Below are 18,893 nucleotides of genomic sequence, written 5' to 3'. Positions count from 1 at the left end.
ACTTTTTAGTCTCTTTTTTTTATCTTTGCAAATTACAAGGATTTTAAATGAAAAACATCAGGAATTTCTGCATCATTGCACATATCGACCACGGTAAGAGCACATTGGCAGATCGTCTTTTAGAATATACGAATACTGTCACGCAGAGAGAATTGCAATCTCAGACATTGGACGATATGGATCTTGAGAAAGAGCGTGGAATCACGATCAAGTCTCATGCAATTCAAATGGATTATGAATACAAAGGAGAAAAATTTGTTCTCAATCTGATTGATACACCGGGACATGTGGATTTTTCTTACGAAGTTTCCCGTTCTATTGCAGCGTGTGAAGGTGCTCTTCTGATTGTAGATGCGGCACAAAGTATTCAGGCACAAACTATATCCAACCTTTATTTGGCTTTAGAAAATGATCTGGAAATTATTCCGATCCTTAATAAAATAGACCTTCCTTCTGCAAATCCTGAGGAAGTTACCGATGAGATCATGGGGCTTCTTGGTTGTAAATACGAAGATGTTCTAAGGGTTTCGGGTAAAACTGGAGAAGGTGTTCATGATTTACTTGAGCAGATCGTAGCAAGAGTTCCTGCTCCGGTAGGGGATCCAGAAGCTCCGCTCCAAGCATTGGTCTTTGATTCTGTTTACAATCCTTTCAGAGGAATTGAAGCTTATTTTAAAGTTGTGAATGGACGTATCTCTAAAAACGAAAAGATCAAATTCTTTGCTACAGGGAAAGAATATGGTGCAGACGAGGTTGGTACTTTGAAATTAAAACAAGTCCCGAAAAAAACTATCGAATGTGGTGATGTAGGTTACATTATTTCGGGAATCAAAGATGCCCGTGAAGTAAAAGTGGGTGATACCATTACTTCATTTGTAAATCCTGCGGAAGCACCAATCGATGGTTTTGAAGAAGTAAAACCGATGGTTTTTGCAGGAATTTATCCAATTGAATCTGAGGATTTTGAAGAACTGAGGTTTTCATTGGAAAAATTAAGACTGAATGATGCTTCCCTGGTTTTCGAACCAGAAAGTTCTGCGGCTCTTGGTTTTGGTTTCCGTTGCGGATTCTTGGGAATGTTACATATGGAGATCGTTCAGGAACGTTTAGACAGAGAATTTGATATGAACGTGATTACAACAGTTCCCAACGTTTCATATCACGGTTTTTCCAAAAAAGATCCGGAAACTCCGATTTTGATCAATAATCCTTCAGAGATGATGGATCCAATGAGTCTTGACAGAGTCGAAGAACCTTTTATCAAAGCTTCCATTATTACAAAATCTGATTTTGTAGGCCCTGTTATGACGCTATGTATTGAGAAAAGAGGCGAAATCGTTAACCAAAGTTACTTGACTGCAGACAGAGTGGAATTGACCTTCAATATGCCATTGGCAGAGGTCGTTTTCGATTTTTATGACCGATTGAAGTCGATTTCTAAAGGTTATGCTTCATTCGATTATTCTCCGATTGGGATGCGTGCTTCGAAATTGGTGAAAATGGATATCTTGATAAATGGTGATATGGTAGATGCTTTATCTTCGTTGATCCACGATTCTAATGCTTACCACATCGGTAAAAAAATGTGTGAGAAATTGCGCGAACTGATTCCGAGACAACAGTTTGATATTGCTGTTCAGGCGGCTTTGGGAGCAAAAGTGATCGCAAGGGAAACCATCAAAGCTCTTAGAAAAGACGTTACCGCAAAATGTTACGGAGGTGATATTTCCAGAAAGCGTAAACTTCTTGAGAAACAAAAAGAAGGTAAGAAAAAGATGAAACAGATTGGTCGCGTAGAAGTGCCGCAATCGGCATTTATGGCTGTCTTGAAGTTGAATGATTAAAAATAAAAAGACCAGTTTTGGTCTTTTTTTATTTAATTTTTCTTCCGAAAAAAGCAATCTCACCATTTAGGTGGCGAATGATTTTAGCAATATTATTGACAACGCTTTTTTCTGTTTTTAAATTATTAATGTAGCGAATCAATTCTTTTTTGTGGTAAGGATTCAGATTTTCAAAGTTTTTTGAGGTAATGGGATTGTTGTAGATTGCTTTTTTTAGTTCAGGATGAATAAGTTCTGTTCTTTCAGAGCTGTCAAACTCTAACTCAATCTCAAGAGTTTCTCCAATTCTTTTAGGTGAGTTTTCAAGCATTTTCAAATTGATATACAATCTCCATTCTCCAGAATATTTCACAAGGGTTTGAGTGAATCTCACATCATTTACTTTCCCTTTAACTGAAATTGGACTTTTGTTTTTTCCGGAAACTTCGAAGATTTTGGCCAAGATATTTTCCGGAACAAACACAAACGGATTGATTCCAATAATATCAAGTTTTGCAGAAAATTTTTTATTATCCATTTAGACTTCTAATTTAATAAAATTTATAACCCACAGAATCTTCTATGGATTTTTTGTTTCAACCACTTAAAAGTATAATTTTGTGTATTCATAACGCAAATTTATTATGCAAAACATAAAAGTCGCTGTAGATGCCGTCATTTTTGGGTATTTTGATAAAAAAGACCTTCAGATTCTTCTAATTAAAAGAAATATAGAACCTTTCAAGGGCGGTTGGGCGCTTCCAGGCGGTTTGGTTTTGGATGATGAGAATCTGGATGATGCCGTAAAAAGAGAATTACACGAGGAAGCCGGAATCAAGCCTGATTTTCTAGAACAACTTTATACTTTTGGAAACGTTGGTCGCGACCCGAGAAATCGTGTGGTTTCTATTGCTTATCTGGGTTTGGTCAATCCTTCTTATCACGAATTGTTTGCTGATTCCGATGCAGATGATGCACAATGGTTTAGTGTGAATCACCTTCCAAAATTGGCTTTTGACCACCAAAATATTATTGCTATCGCATTAAAAAGACTTCGCACCAAAATCCAATATCAACCGATTGGCTTCAACCTTTTGAATGAAGAATTTGTGTTTTCTGACCTCGAAAATCTCTACAAAACCATCATCGGACAAGAAATCGACCGCCGAAATTTTAGAAAAAAAATAATGAGTTATGGACTTCTCAACGAAACCAACAACTTCAAAAAAGAAGGAAGCGGCAGACCTGGAAAACTATTTACTTTCAATCAAGAAAAATATAAAGAGCTGGAAGAACAAGGTTTTTACTTTGAAATAAAATGAATTTTAACTATTGATAATCAATCAATTAATTTGATTAGTGTAAAATTAACGCAATTAAATTTTGTTAGTAATTCATATTCTTATAAATTTGTGTAAAAATAACGCAATAATGAAATACACATTACAAAATACAATTGAAAGATTTCAAAGGAATGAAAATTTAGATTTTCTATTCTTTTGGGGACATACTGTTAAAGATGAAATTACAAAATCTTGCTTCAGTCAATGGTTTCCTTGTCAGTTTAAAGAGGATGGAATGGTTTACAAAACTGCTGAACATTATATGATGACAGGCAAAGCCAAGTTGTTCAAAGATAATGACATTTTGGAAAAAATTTTAAAATCAGAAACTCCGAATGAAGCTAAAAGTCTGGGTAGAAAGATAAAAAACTTTGATTCGCAAGTTTGGGATGAACGTAAATATGAAATCGTAAAGCAAGCAAACCTTTTGAAGTTTTACCAAAATCAAGAATTAAAAGCTTTCCTTTTATCTACATACAATAAAATTTTAGTAGAGGCAAGTCCATACGATACAATTTGGGGAATCGGAATGCTGGAATCTGATTAAGAATATTCATAATCCAAATTTTTGGAACGGAGAAAATCTTTTGGGATTTGCTCTGATGGAAGTTAGGGATGAATTACGGGAGCAAATAATTATAAACTAAAGCAATGAAACTTAAATTAAAACAATATAAAAAGCAATTAAAAGATTGGCCACAAATAGGGTATCACATAATGGCTCAATTTGATGATGAAAAAATTATCGTTTATCAATCTTATCGAAAAGATATCGGAGAGTTTGCTGTTAAAAACCAATATTTTGGAGGAGCATTCAGCTTTGAAAGAATGACTTGGATAAAACCTAACTTCCTTTGGATGATGTATAGAAACGGTTGGGGAACAAAGGAAGGTCAGGAATGTGTCTTAGCAATCCATTTAAAATTGGAAGCGTTTAAAAGATATTTAGAAAGTGCGGTTTATTCCTCCTTTAATGATGAACAGGGAGTTTCCAGAGAAGACTGGCAAAATCAGATAAAAGAATCTTCTGTAAGATTACAATGGGACCCAGACCACGACCCTTTTGGACATAAATTGGAAAGAAGAGCGATTCAAATCGGATTGAGAAATGATGTTATTAAATCTTTTGCGAAAGATGATATTATTCTGATTGAAGATATTTCGGATTTTGTAAAAGAACAACATCAATTTGTTTTGAATGATGATTTAGATAATCTGATAATTCCTGAAGAAAAGCCATTGTTGTTTGACAATGAAAATTTAAACAAAAAATTAAGACTCAATGAAACCTACAATTGAAATCATAAAAGGCGACATCACAAAAATTAATGCAGATGCAATCGTAAACGCCGCTAATTTATCTTTACTTGGCGGAGGCGGAGTTGATGGAGCAATTCATCGTACAGGAGGAAAACAAATTCTGGAAGAGTGTATGGAAATCAGAAACCGACAAGGGAAATGCAAAACTGGAGAAGCTGTTTTTACTTCTGCTGGAAATCTTCCTGCAAAATATGTGATTCACACCGTTGGTCCGATTTGGAATAATAACGAAGAAAAAAGCTCTAAACTCCTAGCCAATTGTTATAATAATTCTTTGAAACTGGCAGAAAGTCTTGGAGTAAAAACAATTACTTTTCCTAATATCAGCACGGGAGTTTATAGATTTCCGAAAGAATTGGCTGGAAAAATAGCTGTTGAAACTGTAAGAAATTTTCAGTCAGATGTAATTGAAAAAGTTATTTTCATCTGTTTTGATGACGAAAATGAAGAGATTTATAAAAAACTTTTGCAATAATGGAAAAATATAATTTCAGGTTTGTTAATGATTCTGAAAATCCAAATAAAGGATTGACAGATACGGAAATCGATTTTCTTCAAGAAAAATTGAATCTGAAATTCCCCCCAATGTATATTTTTTATCTTCAAAATGCAGGACAAAATTCAAATGTTTTTCGGATTGAAACAGATACTAATCAGTTAATAAAAATTCAAAAGGAATTAAGATTAGAACTTGATAAACTTAAAGTATTACAGAATGAAAATATTCTATGTATAAAAAAGTATGAGGTGTATGAAGAATATTTTAGTTCGAATTTTGAGACCTATTACTTTTTTAATCTTTCCGAAAATAAACGGAATCCAACACTTTATATTTTTGAAGAAGTTTGTATCAATGACGGATGGAAAGCTTTCGAAAAAAGAATAACAAAAGTAAAAGAAAAAAACTTTTCTATGTTCATAAATAACAGAACAGATGAAAAATATGGAATAAGCATAAAACAACATTTTAAAAATATTCCATTTTATATAATTTCAGTGCCAATTTCAATTATTTTGATAATAGTATCAGTATTCCAAATTTTAAAAGAAAAAATTTTAAGCAAAAGAAAAAATTAAAACAATGGCAGAACCAGAAAAGAAAAAAATAAGCAAATTTCTAAGCTTAGTTCTTCGACATCAACCAGAAACTATTGATTTAATATTAGATGAAAATGGCTGGGCAAATGTTGATGAATTAAGAGAAAAATGCTCGAAACATAAAATAGATTTTACTTTGGAAGAACTCAATGAGGTTGTAGAAACCAATGATAAAAAACGTTTTATTTTCAATGAGGATAAAACCAAAATCAGAGCAAACCAAGGACATTCGATTGATATTGACTTGGCATTAAAACCACAGCAACCGCCGGAATTTCTTTATCACGGAACTGCTCATAGCAATGTGGAATCTATTTTAGAAAAAGGAATTGAAAAAAGGAATAGACAGCACGTTCATTTGAGTTTAGATAAGGAAACAGCCACCAAAGTTGGAATGCGTCACGGAAAACCGATTATCTTGACCATCAGAACTGAAAAAATGTTCGAAGACGGAATTCTGTTTTATCTTTCTGAAAACAATGTCTGGCTGACAGATTTTGTGGATTCGAAATATATTTCAAAATTGTAGATTTGTTCTTTGATTCAATAAAATGAAAAACCTCCCAGTTCTCTTCCTCCTAATCTCAACTTTCACATTTTCTCAATCCTTCCAAACCCCTTTTGAAAAAGGCAACGGCAACCAAACCACAACTTTTGATGAGATGCGAAAATTCTATCAGGAATTGGCGAAACAATATCCATCAATTAGTTATGAAACTAAAGGTGAAGATGACAACGGCGCACCAATCGATGTCGTAATTTTCAACCCAACAAAACAAAGTTTCGAAGATGCAAGGAAAGGTAAATCAGTTTTGTTTGTTAACAACGGCATTCATCCAGGCGAACCAGACGGAATCGATGCAACGATGATGTTAATGCGAGACTTGGCAACAGGAAAAATCAAAGCGCCAAAAAACGTCATTTTCACAGCAATCGCAAATTATAATGTCAGTGGAATGATGAACCGAGGCCGTTTTTCCAGAGCCAATCAAAATGGCCCGGAAGAATATGGTTTCCGTGGAAACGCTCGAAATTACGATTTGAACCGAGATTTCATCAAAACAGATTCCAAAAATTCCAGAAGTTTCCAGCAGATTTTCCAATGGTTGAAACCCGATGTTTTCATTGATAATCACGTTAGTAATGGCGCGGATTATCAATACACTTTTACTTATATTTCGACTAACAAAGAACGGCTGGGAACTATTTTAGGAAATTATTTCAATGACGAAATGCAGAAAACACTTCTGAAAAATATGGAGAAAAAGGGCGTTATTTCTGTTCCTTATGTCAATATTCACGGCGATGTTCCGGATGGTGGTTTTCCTGCTTTTGTGGATTCGCCGAGATATGCAACAGGTTACACGACTTTGTTCAATTCCATCGGAACGGTTGTGGAAACGCATATGTTGAAACCTTACAAAGACCGTGTGAAAGTGACTTACGATTATATGGTTGATAATCTGAATTATATCGATGAAAACTACAAAACCATTCAGCAGAAAAGAGCCGAGAATCTGAAACAATACAAAGTCGGAAACCGATATGCGTTGGCTTGGAAACTCGATTCTACAAAATATGAAAACATTGATTTCAAAGGATTTGAAGCGAAATACAAACCAAGCGATATCTCGGGAAAAACCAGACTTTGGTACGACAGAAATTCTAAATTTTCAAAGCCTGTCAAGTTTTACAATACTTATGTTCCAGCAAAAGAAATCACGATTCCGAAATATTACGTCATTCCACAATCCGAATGGAAAATCATCGATTTACTGAGACTTAATCAAATCAAGATGATACCGATAAAACAAGATTCTGCGATTACAGTGGAGCAATATAGAATCAAAGATTTCAAAACCGTTCCAAATCCGTACGAAGGTCATTATCTGCATTACGACACATTTGTGACCAAGGAATCGGGTAAAACCAAATTCAGAGCGGGCGATTTCATTGTTCCACTTAATCAAGACGGAGTGAAATTTCTTCTCGAAACTTTGGAGCCGGAAGCGGTTGATTCTTACTTCAACTGGAATTTCTTTGATGCGATGCTAGGTCAGAAAGAATATTATTCGGTTTATGTTTTCGAAGATACTGCAGCCAAACTTCTCAAAGAAAACAAAGCTTTGAAAACCGCATTCGAAATGGAAAAATCCATCAACCCAAAATTTGCTCAAGACGGCGACGCACAGTTGGATTGGGTTTATAAACACTCGGAATACTACGAGAAAACGCATCGTCTTTATCCGATTTTTAGGATTAATTAAAATATATTTTTCGCAGATTTTACAGATTCAACAGATTAATTAAAAAAGAATTTGCAAAATTTGCCCAATCTGCGAGACACAAAATCTATTTCTTAGGAACGTCAATCACTTTTTGCAAAGCTTTTTTAGGATTTCCATTTCTGTCCCAAAGCAAGGGATAATTGGTTCGTCCGGGAATTGGATAATCGTTTTTCCAAGACATTTCGTCCTTCATTCCCCAGGTTGTAACACGGTCCAGTTTATCTCTTTTTTTGTAGAAAATTTGGAACAATTCTGCATATCGATTGGCTAGTTGTTCATCGATATCTTTTGGCAAGCCATTGATGTAAGGGTCAAGATAAGTTTTGAATTCCTCATTCTGAAACTGCTTGTGCGTGAAAGCCTGACCAATGATTTGTCCTTCCTTTGTCACAGGCAAAACATCCACATCGATTTCCGTAATCATCACTTTGATTCCGCAGGCAGCGTAAGCATCGATGGCATCTTCGATGTATTGATTTTTCGGATAGTTCAGTCCCCAATGACCTTGGATTCCGATGCCATCAATTCGGATTCCGGCGGCTTGCAACATTTTTACCATTCGTACGATGCCTTTTACTTTTTCTGGTCGCCACGCGTTGAAATCGTTGTAGTATAATTCGGTGTTGGGCGCATATTTCGCGGCGTATTGAAAAGACAATCTCATCAGTTCATCGCCGTCGCCAATACCTTTTACCCATCCTTCGTTGCGGTAACTGCCATCATCATCAATCACTTCATTCACAACATCCCAAGCTTGCACTTTTCCTGCGTATCGGCTTGCAACCAGTTTGATATGGTCGTGCAGACGCTCTTTGGTTTGCTCTTTGGTTTTTTGGGTTCCATCTTCATTTTTAAAGAACCAGTCCGGTGTTTGATTTTTCCAGACCAAAGTATGACCAACGATGAACATCTTATTTTTCAAACCAAACTCCACAAAAGCATCCGCCTGCGAAAAATCGAATTTGCCGGGAAGCGGATTCACGACTTCGGCTTTCATACAGTTTTCCGGTGTTATTGTGTTGAAATGTTCCAGAACAATAGCCTGCTGTTTTTTATCTTTTCCGCTCACGATATCGTGGTTCACAGCAGTCCCAATTTTGAACGCTTTGGAATAAGCATCTTTGAATTTCACATTCTGAGAAAAACTAACGGAAGAAATTAAAACACTAAATATGATAAGGCACTGTCTCATAAACTCAAAGATTGATTTATCTAAATATAGAAAAATAAAATAAACGTAAAATTGACATTTATTTCAATGCTTTGAATGGCTTATTGCTTTGCTAGAGACAATTTACAGAAGTTTTAGATAAATTAATTGAATGTTATTGAAAATCCGAAATTCATTATTACGAACCAACAATTTCTCGAGTTTAATGAATGTTAAAGTTGAGCTTGAATTAATTTTAATTGTGGAAATTTATGGTAAGTGTTTATGTTTTTTGTGACGAGTAACTTAAAGATTTTTAATTAAAACAAATTTATTTTATCAATGTTTGTAAAAACTCTTCAGCATTCATCACAGGAATCAGAGCATTTTTAAAATCCTTTTCGTTTCGTGTGATGATGACATCGCAATTGGAAGCCAAAGCGCTAAAATATTGCATCGCATCTTCAAAATCTTTGAAGTCAGAATGAATGGCTTTTTCCACCACTTCGTCATCTATTACAGACATCGAACACAAAAGCTTGAATTTTCTTATTTTCTCTAATGCAATTTTGGAATTTTCATATTTCGCTAAGACATAGAAAACGTTGGAAATAGAACTTGGAGAAGTGTAAACTTGGATTTTCTTTTTATCGGCTAAAGTCAGAATTTTTGCCGACGCTACATAAAAACCTTCTCTTTCTCCAAGAAAATCTATGATGATATTGGTATCCAAAAATATTTTCTTCATCTACTTATATTTTTTATCCAAATTGTCCGCATATTTATCTCTCAAGGTTTTCCAATCCAAATCTGCAGGCACACTTTTTCCACTGGAAATGCTTCTCACAAAAGGTGAAATCTCAAAATCATTACTTTGTTCGCGTGTGATAGAATCAAGGTAATTTTCAATCAGTCTCGATAAGCTGACTTTCTTGCTGGAAGCATAAATTTTAGCTCTTTCGATAACATTTTCATTTAATTTTAAGGTGAGTTTAGAATCCATAAAAATAATTTTACGTACAAATATAAAAAATTAATACGTAAATATGAATTTTGATTTTATACGAAACTTGCCATTAACCAAAAACTTAGTATTTTTGGTAAAATTATTATAACAACCTTTTAGGTTTAATCATAAGTCTATGAAAAAACTGAAATTCTCTTTATTCTCAATTCTTTTTTCTTTAATCTTATCGGCTCAGCAAAGTTCTTATTATCAACAATATGCCAAATATAAAATGGATATTGATGTAGATGCTGACAATTTCACTTATCAAGGGAAACAAACTCTGGATTATAGAAACAATTCACCAGATGAGTTGAAAGTCGCTTATTTTCATTTGTATTGGAATGCTTTCAAAGCAGGTTCTATGATGGACCAGCGTGTACAGTCTCAAGGCGTGAATGCGGACGGAAGATTAGCGAAAAGAGTTGGAAATACAGTAGTTTCCAGATTGTCAGAAATTCCTAAAAGTGAAGAAGGTGCACAGAATATCCGTTGGATAAAGCAAAACGGAAAAGATTTGAAATTCGAGATTCAGGGAACTGTGATGAAAGTTTTCTTGGCAGAAGCAATCAAACCAAATTCTTCCACCACTTTCACAATGGAATGGGACGCCAATATCCCGATGCAAATCCGAAGAGCAGGAAGAAACAACCGCGAAGGTGTCGATATGACAATGACACAATGGTATCCTAAAATCGCTGAATATGATTATGACGGTTGGGCAGCATTTGATTATGTCGGAAGAGAATTTCACGCACCATTTTCTGATTATGAAGTGAATATCAAAATCGATAAAGATTATGTCATCGGAGCTGGCGGAAATCTCGAAAATCCAACTGAAGTAAAAGGTTATGACAGCAGTGCAACTATAAAAGAAGATATTTCTAAAAAAGTAACCTGGAAATGGACTGCAAAAAACATTCTTGATTTTGCTTGGGCGGCTGACAGAGATTACTCGGTGGAGAGTTTTCCGATTTTGGATGGGCCAAAAGTTTACTTGGTTTACCAAAAATCTGAAAAGACAAAATATTGGTCTGAAATGAAACCATACATCACAAAATATTACCAGCTGATGAATGCGACTTTCGGACGTTACAAATGGCCAAGTTACTCATTCATCCAAGGGGGCGATGGCGGAATGGAATATGGAATGTGTACTATGATCTTGGGCGAAGCAACAAGTTTGGAAGGTCTCAGCGGACTGATGTTTCACGAAGGTGCACACTCCTGGTTTCAACAGATGCTCGCAACCAACGAAAGTGTAAGACCTTGGATGGATGAAGGATTCACACAGTATGCAGAAGATTTTGTGTCTTACAGATTATTCCCGCCAAAAGAATCTCAGCCAAATCCATTTGTGGGTGCATTGAAAGCTTATGCTAATTTCGCCAAATCAGGAAAAGAAGAACCTGCGGTTTGGTTGGGCGACCACCACGATAATGGCACGGCTTATACTTATGCGAGTTATATCAAAGGTGAAACGTTTTTAGTTGAGTTAGGCTATATTGTTGGAGAAGAAAATCTTAGCAAAATTATGCTGAAATATTACGACGAATGGGCGATGAAACATCCTACGGAAAGGGATTTTATCCACATTGCACAGTTGGTTTCCGGGATGGATTTGAAATGGTTCCAGCATTATTGGATCAATACGACAAAGACTATCGATTACGGAATCAAGAATGTGAAATATGACCCGGAATCTACCACGATCACTTTGGTGAATAAAGGTGGCGTTCCGATGCCGATCGATTTCAGTGTTTTGACGAAAGATAAAAAGGTCATCAATTATAATATTCCTTTGAACCTGACCAGAGTTTGGAAAACAAAAGATATTTACGGGAACATTCAGACATTGCCTTATTGGGCTTGGACTCAGCAGGAGTACAGTTTTACTATTCCGTACACTAAAGCACAATTGTCTGCAATGGGAATTGATTTCAGTCAGCGATTGGCAGATGTGAATCCTGAGGACAATTATCTGGAAGTTAAATAAAAATTGTAAAAAGTAAAATGTATAAGACTTTTTTATACTTTGTACACTTTACTTTTTATTTAATACAAAATTTATGAATTCTATCGTAATCAACATAGGCAACACCAATATCCGTTTCGGGCTGTTTGATGATGACAATTGCGACATCTCCTGGGTAATCAATACCAAACCGTACAAAACGACGGATGAGCTTTTTGTCCAGATCCTGATGCTTTATCAGACCTATAAAATCGAGGTTGATAAAATCGATAAAGTAATTATTGGTTCCGTTGTTCCCCAATTGACAAAAGTTGTTGCAAGCGCAATTAAGAAAATTCATAACAAGATCCCAGTGATAGTGGACAGGAATACACCATCTGGCGTTATCCCGAAATCCAAACAAATGGGAACCGATATCTATGCGAATTTGGTTGCGGCGCATAATCTCTATCCAAGTCAGAAGAAAATCATTCTCGATTTCGGAACAGCGCTTACAGCAAGTTGTCTGGACGAAAATGGCGAAACTTTGGGTGTGATCATCGCTCCGGGAATTGTAACCTCGCTCAATAGTTTGATTCAGGGAACTGCACAATTACCGGAAATCGAATTGGTAAAACCAAAATCTGTTCTGGGATTGGATACGATAAGTTGTATGCAAAGTGGAATGGTTTACGGTTTTCTTGGAATGGTAGAAGGTTTTATTGACAGAATTAATGATGAGGTAAAAGACAATTGCTTCGTCATTGCAACTGGTGGTGTGAGCCACGTTTATAAACCTTTGACGGATAAGATCAATATTGGCGACAGATTACATACTTTGAAAGGTTTGTATTTTCTGGGGAAAGATTTATAAACTATCTTTTATTTCGGAAAAACTCTTTTATGATCAAGGAACATTCATTCTCTAGAATTCCAGAAATAATTTCTGTTTTCGGATGAAGCGATAAGCCTTTATTGATGAAACCTCGCTGCTCATCTCTTGCACCTATCACGACTTTCGAGATCTGTGACCAGTTAAGAGCTCCGGAACACATTACGCAGGGTTCTAATGTCACATACAAAGTGCAATTTTGAAGGTATTTCCCACCAAGGAAATTAGCAGCCGAAGTTATAGCCTGCATTTCTGCATGGGCTGTAACATCATTTAGAGTTTCGGTAAGATTGTGAGACTTTGCAATGATCCGGTCATTGGAAACAATGATGCATCCGATGGGGACTTCGTCTTTTTCAAGCGCTTTTTCTGCTTCTTGCAAAGCCATTTTCATAAAATATTCGTCGGTGAACATTAGATTGGCGATTGCTCGGATTTTGTCATGTCAGCGATACTAGTGTCCAAAAGAGGCAGCATATTGTCACGGACGCTGATCAATAATTTCCTAATACTGCAAGTTGCTTCATCTGTGCAGTCAGCACATTTTTCATAGAAATTAAGGGAAGCACAAGGTAGCATCGCTACAGGGCCATCAACAATTCTGATGACATCCAAAACTTTGATGTCGGCAGGATTTTTCATGAAAGTATATCCGCCTTCAGCACCTCTTTCGCTTTTAAGGATTTTGTTCTGCTTAAGTTCTCTTAGGATTTGTTCCAAGAACTTTAGAGGAATGCGTTCGCTCTCCGAAATTTTTTTCGCAGAAAATAAAGAAGCATTGTCTTTGCGGTTAAGAAACAGCAAGGTTTTGATCGCGTATTTGACTCTTTTTGAAAGCATTTTGTAAAAATAATCAAAATTTTATATTTCGAAAATAATATTTTTAATCAATAAAAAACCGCCTTGTTTTAATAGCAAGACGGTTTAAATTATAATCGATTCCTTCTTATTAAGGAAACTTAACTCCTGAATAAGAATTCGGACTGATCATTGGAAGATTGGATTTGTATTTAGTATTGATTGCTTTTAAGAATTCATTGGCAATAATGGCATAACCACGACCTGTCAAATGAACACCATCTAAAGAGAATGCTCCTCCAGTAACAAATTTTGCGTTGTATCTTACGCCATCCCATTGGATTCCTGAAGCAGAATTTAGCTCTACCATTTTTGCATTAGCATCTACAAAAGCAAATCCATTGTCATCAGCAGCTTTTTTAATGATAACATTGTAAGCTGCTATTGCAGTATTAATGTCTGTAGCTTCTTTGGACGTAAGTACATATTTGTCGGCAAATGGGTAAGCTATGCCTCTTGCTCCAAGACTAGCGGGTACGCCAGGAGGAAGTGTTTGTGCACTGCCAATTTTTCCTCTTGTTGTTAACGGTATCAAATCTGTTGAATTGGTTTGTCTGGCTTGACCATAAGTTGCACCAAGATATCCTGATAATGCCATCAAAGTTGGATTTCCAGAAGCAGCAGCAGCAGCAGCTATCTGAGTTCCAAGATTGGTTAAACTTTCATCTTTCATCAAAAGAGGGTTGGTACTTGTCTTGCTTAGTGGTTTGATTCTGTCACCTGCGCCTATTGCGGTTAAAATTTGACTAAGCGGACCGTATAGATTTGTATTTAAATTATCTATTATTGCTTCCCCTGCAGCAACGTTACCTTGTCCTAGTACAGAAGACGTAAGAGGATTGTATGGAATTGTCGTTAACGATGGTATTGAGGTAACGCTAGGTATGTTGGCAATAACACCTTTTGCTCCTGTAGTTTTGATTTGATTAACCAATAAATTATAGTATGTTCCAAATTGTTCTGCAGGTGTCAATGTTTCAACAGAATCATCAGCTCCAGCTAATGCGTATAATAAAGCATCATTGTTACCAATCCATAAAGTGAAAAATGTCGGCTTTTGACTAATAAAGTCAGCAATTACGGATGTTGTAGGACTGGATGCGAATCTTACAAAATATGGGTTCGCTGTTTTATTAGGAACTCCTGTTGGATTACCAAATCCAGGAGCTAACAGATGAGCAACTTTTGCTCCCGGAACTCCCATATTATTAAAACCTCCTGTTAATACTTTAGTAACTTCAATAGCTGGAGTTCCAGAATTTGCAGAGTCAAGATCTGGAGAACCATTTGTAAAAGATTTTATATACAGCTTAGTGTTTGCGATTTTATTCCCAGCAAATAGTAATCCGCCATTATTATCATCTACAAAAGGAACTTTGAACTCGCCACCTCCCGCACGTTTCATTTGCTCAGAAATCATCACAGGGTAAGATTCTTTTTGGCCGTCCAAATATAGTGCTCCATCTCTATATCCTGCTGTCAAAGAGTTTCCTAATGAAACATATTTTGAAAAGTTCGCTTCTCCCGAAGTTACAACCACATCTTCTGTGCTGTTATCAAAATCTGTTTCACAACTTGCTGTCAATAAAAGTGTTGCAGCTAATGTCGATATATATAATTTTTTCATAATAGATTCAATTTTTAAAATGCGTTGTAAGATAATCCTAAACCAAAGTAGAATACATCGGCTTTTGCCTGCCCGGCGAAGTTGTAATATGCATTGTTGAAAGTCCTGCTTTTCGGCATTGCATAAGCTCCGGAAATATCTACACCCAATTTGTTGAACTTAAGTCCAACACCTCCTGTTATCACATAATTGTCAAAAGAAGGCGTTTCTGGGATGAAGTCTTTATCAGCATAAGGGGATTGGTCATAATACCAGCCTAATCTACCAGCAATCATATCATTGAAGATGTACTGGGTTCCGACACGCACACTTGAAGTATTTTTAAAATTCTTAGGTGTTACCAAAACTGTAGGGTCGTTTGGCTGATTACCTGCTGCTACGTTTTCAAAATCAAGCGTCAGTTTATTATATCTTTCCCAGCCATGATAGTTGTAATCTGCGGAGATCAACCATTTTGGAGTTATTTTATAAGTTGCCCCCAAAGTAATTTCATCTACCAAAGGAAGTGTGGCTTTGAAATTGTCCGAGCCGCCATTAAAGTTTGGTGCCAATGCGGAAGGAACCATAAATGTTGCTTTACCTTCCTTGGCCTTCATGTCAACCGGCGAACGATAGGCAACGCTCACATCCCATTGGCTGTCTGGCTGGAAATAGAATCCAAATCCGAAACCATGTCCTGTTGCTTGGTCATCTAGCAAATTAAGCTGCCCATTATATTGAGTTAAAGCTTTCGTCCAGTCAACCTTTCCTTTTGCGTAAATGTAGCTGGCTCCGAAGGATGCCCAAGATGCCAATTTTACAGAAACCATTGGTTGGAAAAAGTAACTTTTCAATTCTAATTTCTGTACCATTTCTTTGCCTTCCCAATCACTTGGCCACTCGATAGTACTTCCAAAAGGAGTTGAGAAACTGAAACCTACGGAAAGGTTATCTAAAACCTTGTAAGCTACAGCTGCATAAATAGGCGTTCCTAATGGATTATCTGTCTCGGTCTGCTGCAAAGTACTTGTGTTTTGGAATGTTATCTTATTTGATACACCGAATCCACCTGCAGCTACGCTCAATTTGGAAGGGATAAAGGAAATACCGGCAGGGTTGAAGAATGCAACACTTGCATCCTCAGCGTGAGCACTGGTATGAGCCATTGCTAGCTGCTTAACACCCTGAAGAGATACTCGGAATCCTCCTGCGTATGCCATTACACCGGCAGCTAATGCCGTGGTCATTAAAATTCGTCTCATATAATTATTATTAATGTTCCAAATTTATAATTATTTTAATAACAATTATAAAAAAACATAAAAAAAGTTAAACATTGCTATTCTAAGAATAGTTGTTTAGTGTTTATTGTGTTTTATATTATTGATAATAAGTGTTTTAAAGCGATTATTTTAATATTTTTTTGTTTAGTTTAATTTTAAACAATGTAATGTAAACCATAATAAAATGTAATTTTTTAATTTGAGTATATATTGGCTTTTTGTTGTTTTATTTAGCATATTATCAATGTTAATCATGTATTAACTTAAAATTAATAAAAAAATATTTTTAAAAAAGATATTCGGTAAGCTTAAATAAAAATTATATTAACTTTGCGATCAGACATAAAAAAATAAAATATGAGTTGTGGATGCAAAACATCCGGCGATTCTTCCCATTCTTGCGGCACAAAGACCGCTAATGGGTGTAGTAGTGTAGATACCTGCGGGAATAGTTATAAATTAAGTGTTTTTGACTGGCTTTCTGATATTGATCCATCAAGATCTAAAAGCTCTGAATATGTGGAAGTTCGTTTTAAAAACGACCGTAAATTATATTATAAGAACGTCAACAACCTGCCCCTGCATATTGGTAGCATCATTGCTGTAGAATCTAGTCCGGGTCACGATATAGGAGTAGTGAGTCTTTCGGGAGAACTGGTGAAGATCCAGATGAAAAAGAAAAATGTTCCCGAAGACCATGCGCTAAAAATCTATAGACTTGCCAGTCAAAAAGATATAGAGACCTGGCAAGACCTTAGAAAAAAGGAAAACACGATCAAGATAGAGGCGCGCAAAATAGCTTACGGTCTTAATCTTGAGATGAAGATCACAGACGTAGAATACCAAGGAGACGGTTCCAAGGTTACGTTTTACTATACAGCTGATAATAGGATAGATTTTCGTCAGCTGATAAAGGAATATGCTTCTAATTTCCGTACAAAGATCGATATGAAACAGATCGGATTCCGTCAGGAATCTGCAAAAGTTGGAGGTATCGGGTCTTGTGGAAGAGAACTTTGCTGTTCTTCTTGGCTTACCGATTTCCGTTCTGTAAACACCAATGCTGCAAGATATCAGCAATTAAGTATCAATCCCCAAAAACTGGCTGGACAATGTGGTAAACTGAAATGTTGCCTGAATTACGAATTGGATAGCTATCTGGACGTACTAAGAGATTTTCCATCATCCAGTACAGTTCTTAATACCGAGAAAGGAAGAGCTTTTTGTATAAAGATCGATGTCTTCAAAAAGAAAATGTGGTTTGCTTATGTAGAGAATTCTATGGCTTGGTATGACTTGGATATTTTCGAAGTCAAAAAGCTGATCACGATGAATAAAAATGGCGAAAAAGCACCTGCTTTGGAGGATCTGAAAGTTGTTGATAATCCTTTGGTGACTTCTGACCTGATACAGGAAAATAGCGTAGATCGTTTTGAGAAGAAATTTAAAAAATCAAGAAACGGCTCAAATAATAGAGACAGAAATCCAAAACAGTCTGACAATAGACCAGCGAGATCACAGGATAATAAAAATCTACGACAGGCAGATAACAAAAACCGTTCTAATGAGCAAAAGCCATTAGAAAATAGATCAACAGCTCCAAATGCTCAGTCGAAGGATAATCAACCGCAAGAAAATAAAACGCCAAGGCAAAATCATAACAGAAATCGTCCGAGCGGACAAAAACCAGTAGAAAATAAGACGGTAGCTCCAAACATTCAGACGACGGAGAATCAATCGCAGGAAAATAAAACGCCTAAAAAACCGTTCAAAAAACCGAAAAAGAAAATGCCGCCTAAAAATGAAGGTAATGCTTAGAATAATAGTTGTTTTTATATTGTTTTTCTCTCTAAGTTCGTGTCAAAATGACAATGAAAAGGTCGTGGTAAAAGATGTTGGCAATAGCTGGAAAAAAAATGACAGTAAAAGCCTTGATTTTGATATAAAGGACTCCCAAGGTCCTAAAAATCTGGTATTTGTTATCAGGAATAATAATGATTACCCTTACAGCAATTTGCGTTTGATAGCCAAGATAGAGGAGGGTAAAAAAATTATTTCCACAGATACACTCAACTATGTTTTGGCCAAACCTAACGGAGAATGGATCGGAACAGGATTTGGTGATACCAAAGAGAATCTATTTCAGTATAAACTCAATTATAAGTTTCCGCAAAACGGTAATTATTCTGTAAAAGTTGTTCAGGCAATGAGACGAAATGTATTGCCGGGAATCGAAGATATAGGAATTAAAATTCAAAACTCAAAGCCTTGA

At 36.0% G+C, this 18,893-nt stretch carries 20 protein-coding genes; 12 read left to right on the top strand and 8 right to left on the bottom strand.

Annotated features, from left to right (window positions below; genetic code table 11):
• The first annotated feature begins 47 nt into the window (after nucleotides 1–47).
• Nucleotides 48–1,844 carry a translation elongation factor 4 gene (lepA, locus tag BLT30_RS10830; protein WP_089873543.1) on the top strand — a complete coding sequence of 599 codons (1,797 nt, stop codon included), beginning with the start codon at nucleotides 48–50 and terminating at the stop codon, nucleotides 1,842–1,844.
• 28 nt (nucleotides 1,845–1,872) lie between these two features.
• On the opposite strand, the gene BLT30_RS10825 is transcribed toward lepA, so the two are convergent.
• Nucleotides 1,873–2,361: a YdeI/OmpD-associated family protein gene (locus tag BLT30_RS10825; protein WP_089873542.1), complete on the bottom strand. Its 489-nt coding sequence runs from the start codon at nucleotides 2,359–2,361 to the stop codon at nucleotides 1,873–1,875.
• 106 nt (nucleotides 2,362–2,467) lie between these two features.
• Between BLT30_RS10825 and BLT30_RS10820 the strand changes: the two genes are divergently transcribed.
• The 7 genes from BLT30_RS10820 (at nucleotide 2,468) to BLT30_RS10790 (ending at nucleotide 7,851) form a co-directional block, all read left to right on the top strand.
• On the top strand, nucleotides 2,468–3,145 hold the full coding sequence (locus BLT30_RS10820) for an NUDIX hydrolase (RefSeq protein WP_089873541.1): 678 nt from the start codon (nucleotides 2,468–2,470) through the stop codon (nucleotides 3,143–3,145).
• 109 nt (nucleotides 3,146–3,254) lie between these two features.
• Nucleotides 3,255–3,713: a riboflavin biosynthesis intermediates N-glycosidase gene (locus BLT30_RS10815; RefSeq protein WP_245707164.1), complete on the top strand. Its 459-nt coding sequence runs from the start codon at nucleotides 3,255–3,257 to the stop codon at nucleotides 3,711–3,713.
• Nucleotides 3,714–3,817: 104 nt separating this feature from the next.
• Nucleotides 3,818–4,465, top strand: a complete 648-nt coding sequence (locus BLT30_RS10810) for a DUF4291 domain-containing protein (protein WP_089873540.1) — start codon at nucleotides 3,818–3,820, stop codon at nucleotides 4,463–4,465.
• Nucleotides 4,449–4,961 (top strand): O-acetyl-ADP-ribose deacetylase, encoded by a 513-nt coding sequence (locus tag BLT30_RS10805; RefSeq protein WP_089873539.1) that lies wholly within the window; start codon nucleotides 4,449–4,451, stop codon nucleotides 4,959–4,961. Before BLT30_RS10810 ends, BLT30_RS10805 begins: the two co-directional genes overlap by 17 nt.
• Nucleotides 4,961–5,563 (top strand): SMI1/KNR4 family protein, encoded by a 603-nt coding sequence (locus tag BLT30_RS10800; protein ID WP_089873538.1) that lies wholly within the window; start codon nucleotides 4,961–4,963, stop codon nucleotides 5,561–5,563. Before BLT30_RS10805 ends, BLT30_RS10800 begins: the two co-directional genes overlap by 1 nt.
• Nucleotides 5,564–5,567: 4 nt before the next feature.
• Nucleotides 5,568–6,113, top strand: a complete 546-nt coding sequence (locus tag BLT30_RS10795) for an RNA 2'-phosphotransferase (RefSeq protein WP_089873537.1) — start codon at nucleotides 5,568–5,570, stop codon at nucleotides 6,111–6,113.
• 22 nt (nucleotides 6,114–6,135) lie between these two features.
• Nucleotides 6,136–7,851 carry a M14 family zinc carboxypeptidase gene (locus tag BLT30_RS10790; RefSeq protein ID WP_089873536.1) on the top strand — a complete coding sequence of 572 codons (1,716 nt, stop codon included), beginning with the start codon at nucleotides 6,136–6,138 and terminating at the stop codon, nucleotides 7,849–7,851.
• Between the two features lie 85 nt (nucleotides 7,852–7,936).
• Here BLT30_RS10790 and BLT30_RS10785 read toward each other — a convergent pair whose 3' ends face one another.
• The 3 genes from BLT30_RS10785 to BLT30_RS10775 all read right to left on the bottom strand — a co-directional run bounded on the left by BLT30_RS10785 (nucleotide 7,937) and on the right by BLT30_RS10775 (nucleotide 10,025).
• On the bottom strand, nucleotides 7,937–9,064 hold the full coding sequence (locus tag BLT30_RS10785; protein WP_089873535.1) for an endo-1,4-beta-xylanase: 1,128 nt from the start codon (nucleotides 9,062–9,064) through the stop codon (nucleotides 7,937–7,939).
• 289 nt (nucleotides 9,065–9,353) lie between these two features.
• Nucleotides 9,354–9,770 (bottom strand): type II toxin-antitoxin system VapC family toxin, encoded by a 417-nt coding sequence (locus BLT30_RS10780; RefSeq protein ID WP_089873534.1) that lies wholly within the window; start codon nucleotides 9,768–9,770, stop codon nucleotides 9,354–9,356.
• Nucleotides 9,771–10,025, bottom strand: coding sequence for a DUF6364 family protein (locus tag BLT30_RS10775; protein WP_089873533.1), 255 nt, complete (start codon nucleotides 10,023–10,025; stop codon nucleotides 9,771–9,773). It lies immediately after the preceding gene.
• Nucleotides 10,026–10,164: 139 nt separating this feature from the next.
• Between BLT30_RS10775 and BLT30_RS10770 the strand changes: the two genes are divergently transcribed.
• Both BLT30_RS10770 and BLT30_RS10765 read left to right on the top strand, forming a co-directional pair.
• A complete protein-coding gene (locus BLT30_RS10770) occupies nucleotides 10,165–12,024 on the top strand; it encodes a M1 family metallopeptidase (RefSeq protein ID WP_089873532.1) in 1,860 nt (619 codons plus the stop codon).
• 73 nt (nucleotides 12,025–12,097) lie between these two features.
• Nucleotides 12,098–12,856, top strand: coding sequence for a type III pantothenate kinase (locus tag BLT30_RS10765; protein WP_089873531.1), 759 nt, complete (start codon nucleotides 12,098–12,100; stop codon nucleotides 12,854–12,856).
• A 1-nt stretch (nucleotide 12,857) separates the two neighbouring features.
• Here the strand turns inward: BLT30_RS10765 and BLT30_RS10760 are convergent, their stop codons facing one another.
• From BLT30_RS10760 to BLT30_RS10745, 4 genes are all read right to left on the bottom strand, one after another.
• Nucleotides 12,858–13,289, bottom strand: a complete 432-nt coding sequence (locus BLT30_RS10760) for a nucleoside deaminase (RefSeq protein ID WP_089873530.1) — start codon at nucleotides 13,287–13,289, stop codon at nucleotides 12,858–12,860.
• On the bottom strand, nucleotides 13,289–13,714 hold the full coding sequence (locus BLT30_RS10755) for an RrF2 family transcriptional regulator (protein WP_089873529.1): 426 nt from the start codon (nucleotides 13,712–13,714) through the stop codon (nucleotides 13,289–13,291). Before BLT30_RS10755 ends, BLT30_RS10760 begins: the two co-directional genes overlap by 1 nt.
• Nucleotides 13,715–13,823: 109 nt before the next feature.
• Entirely contained in the window at nucleotides 13,824–15,359 is a 1,536-nt protein-coding gene (locus BLT30_RS10750; RefSeq protein WP_089873528.1) for an SGNH/GDSL hydrolase family protein, read from the bottom strand.
• 14 nt (nucleotides 15,360–15,373) lie between these two features.
• Nucleotides 15,374–16,600: an OmpP1/FadL family transporter gene (locus BLT30_RS10745; protein ID WP_089873527.1), complete on the bottom strand. Its 1,227-nt coding sequence runs from the start codon at nucleotides 16,598–16,600 to the stop codon at nucleotides 15,374–15,376.
• Between the two features lie 378 nt (nucleotides 16,601–16,978).
• On the opposite strand from BLT30_RS10745, the gene ricT reads away from it, so the two are divergent.
• Entirely contained in the window at nucleotides 16,979–18,439 is a 1,461-nt protein-coding gene (gene ricT, locus BLT30_RS10740) for a PSP1 domain-containing protein (protein ID WP_089873526.1), read from the top strand.
• On the top strand, nucleotides 18,432–18,893 hold the full coding sequence (locus BLT30_RS10735; RefSeq protein WP_089873747.1) for a gliding motility lipoprotein GldH: 462 nt from the start codon (nucleotides 18,432–18,434) through the stop codon (nucleotides 18,891–18,893). Before ricT ends, BLT30_RS10735 begins: the two co-directional genes overlap by 8 nt.

This window comes from Epilithonimonas hungarica (assembly GCF_900102265.1).
Lineage (GTDB): Bacteria > Bacteroidota > Bacteroidia > Flavobacteriales > Weeksellaceae > Epilithonimonas > Epilithonimonas hungarica.
This window is presented reverse-complemented; position numbering and strand designations above follow the sequence as displayed.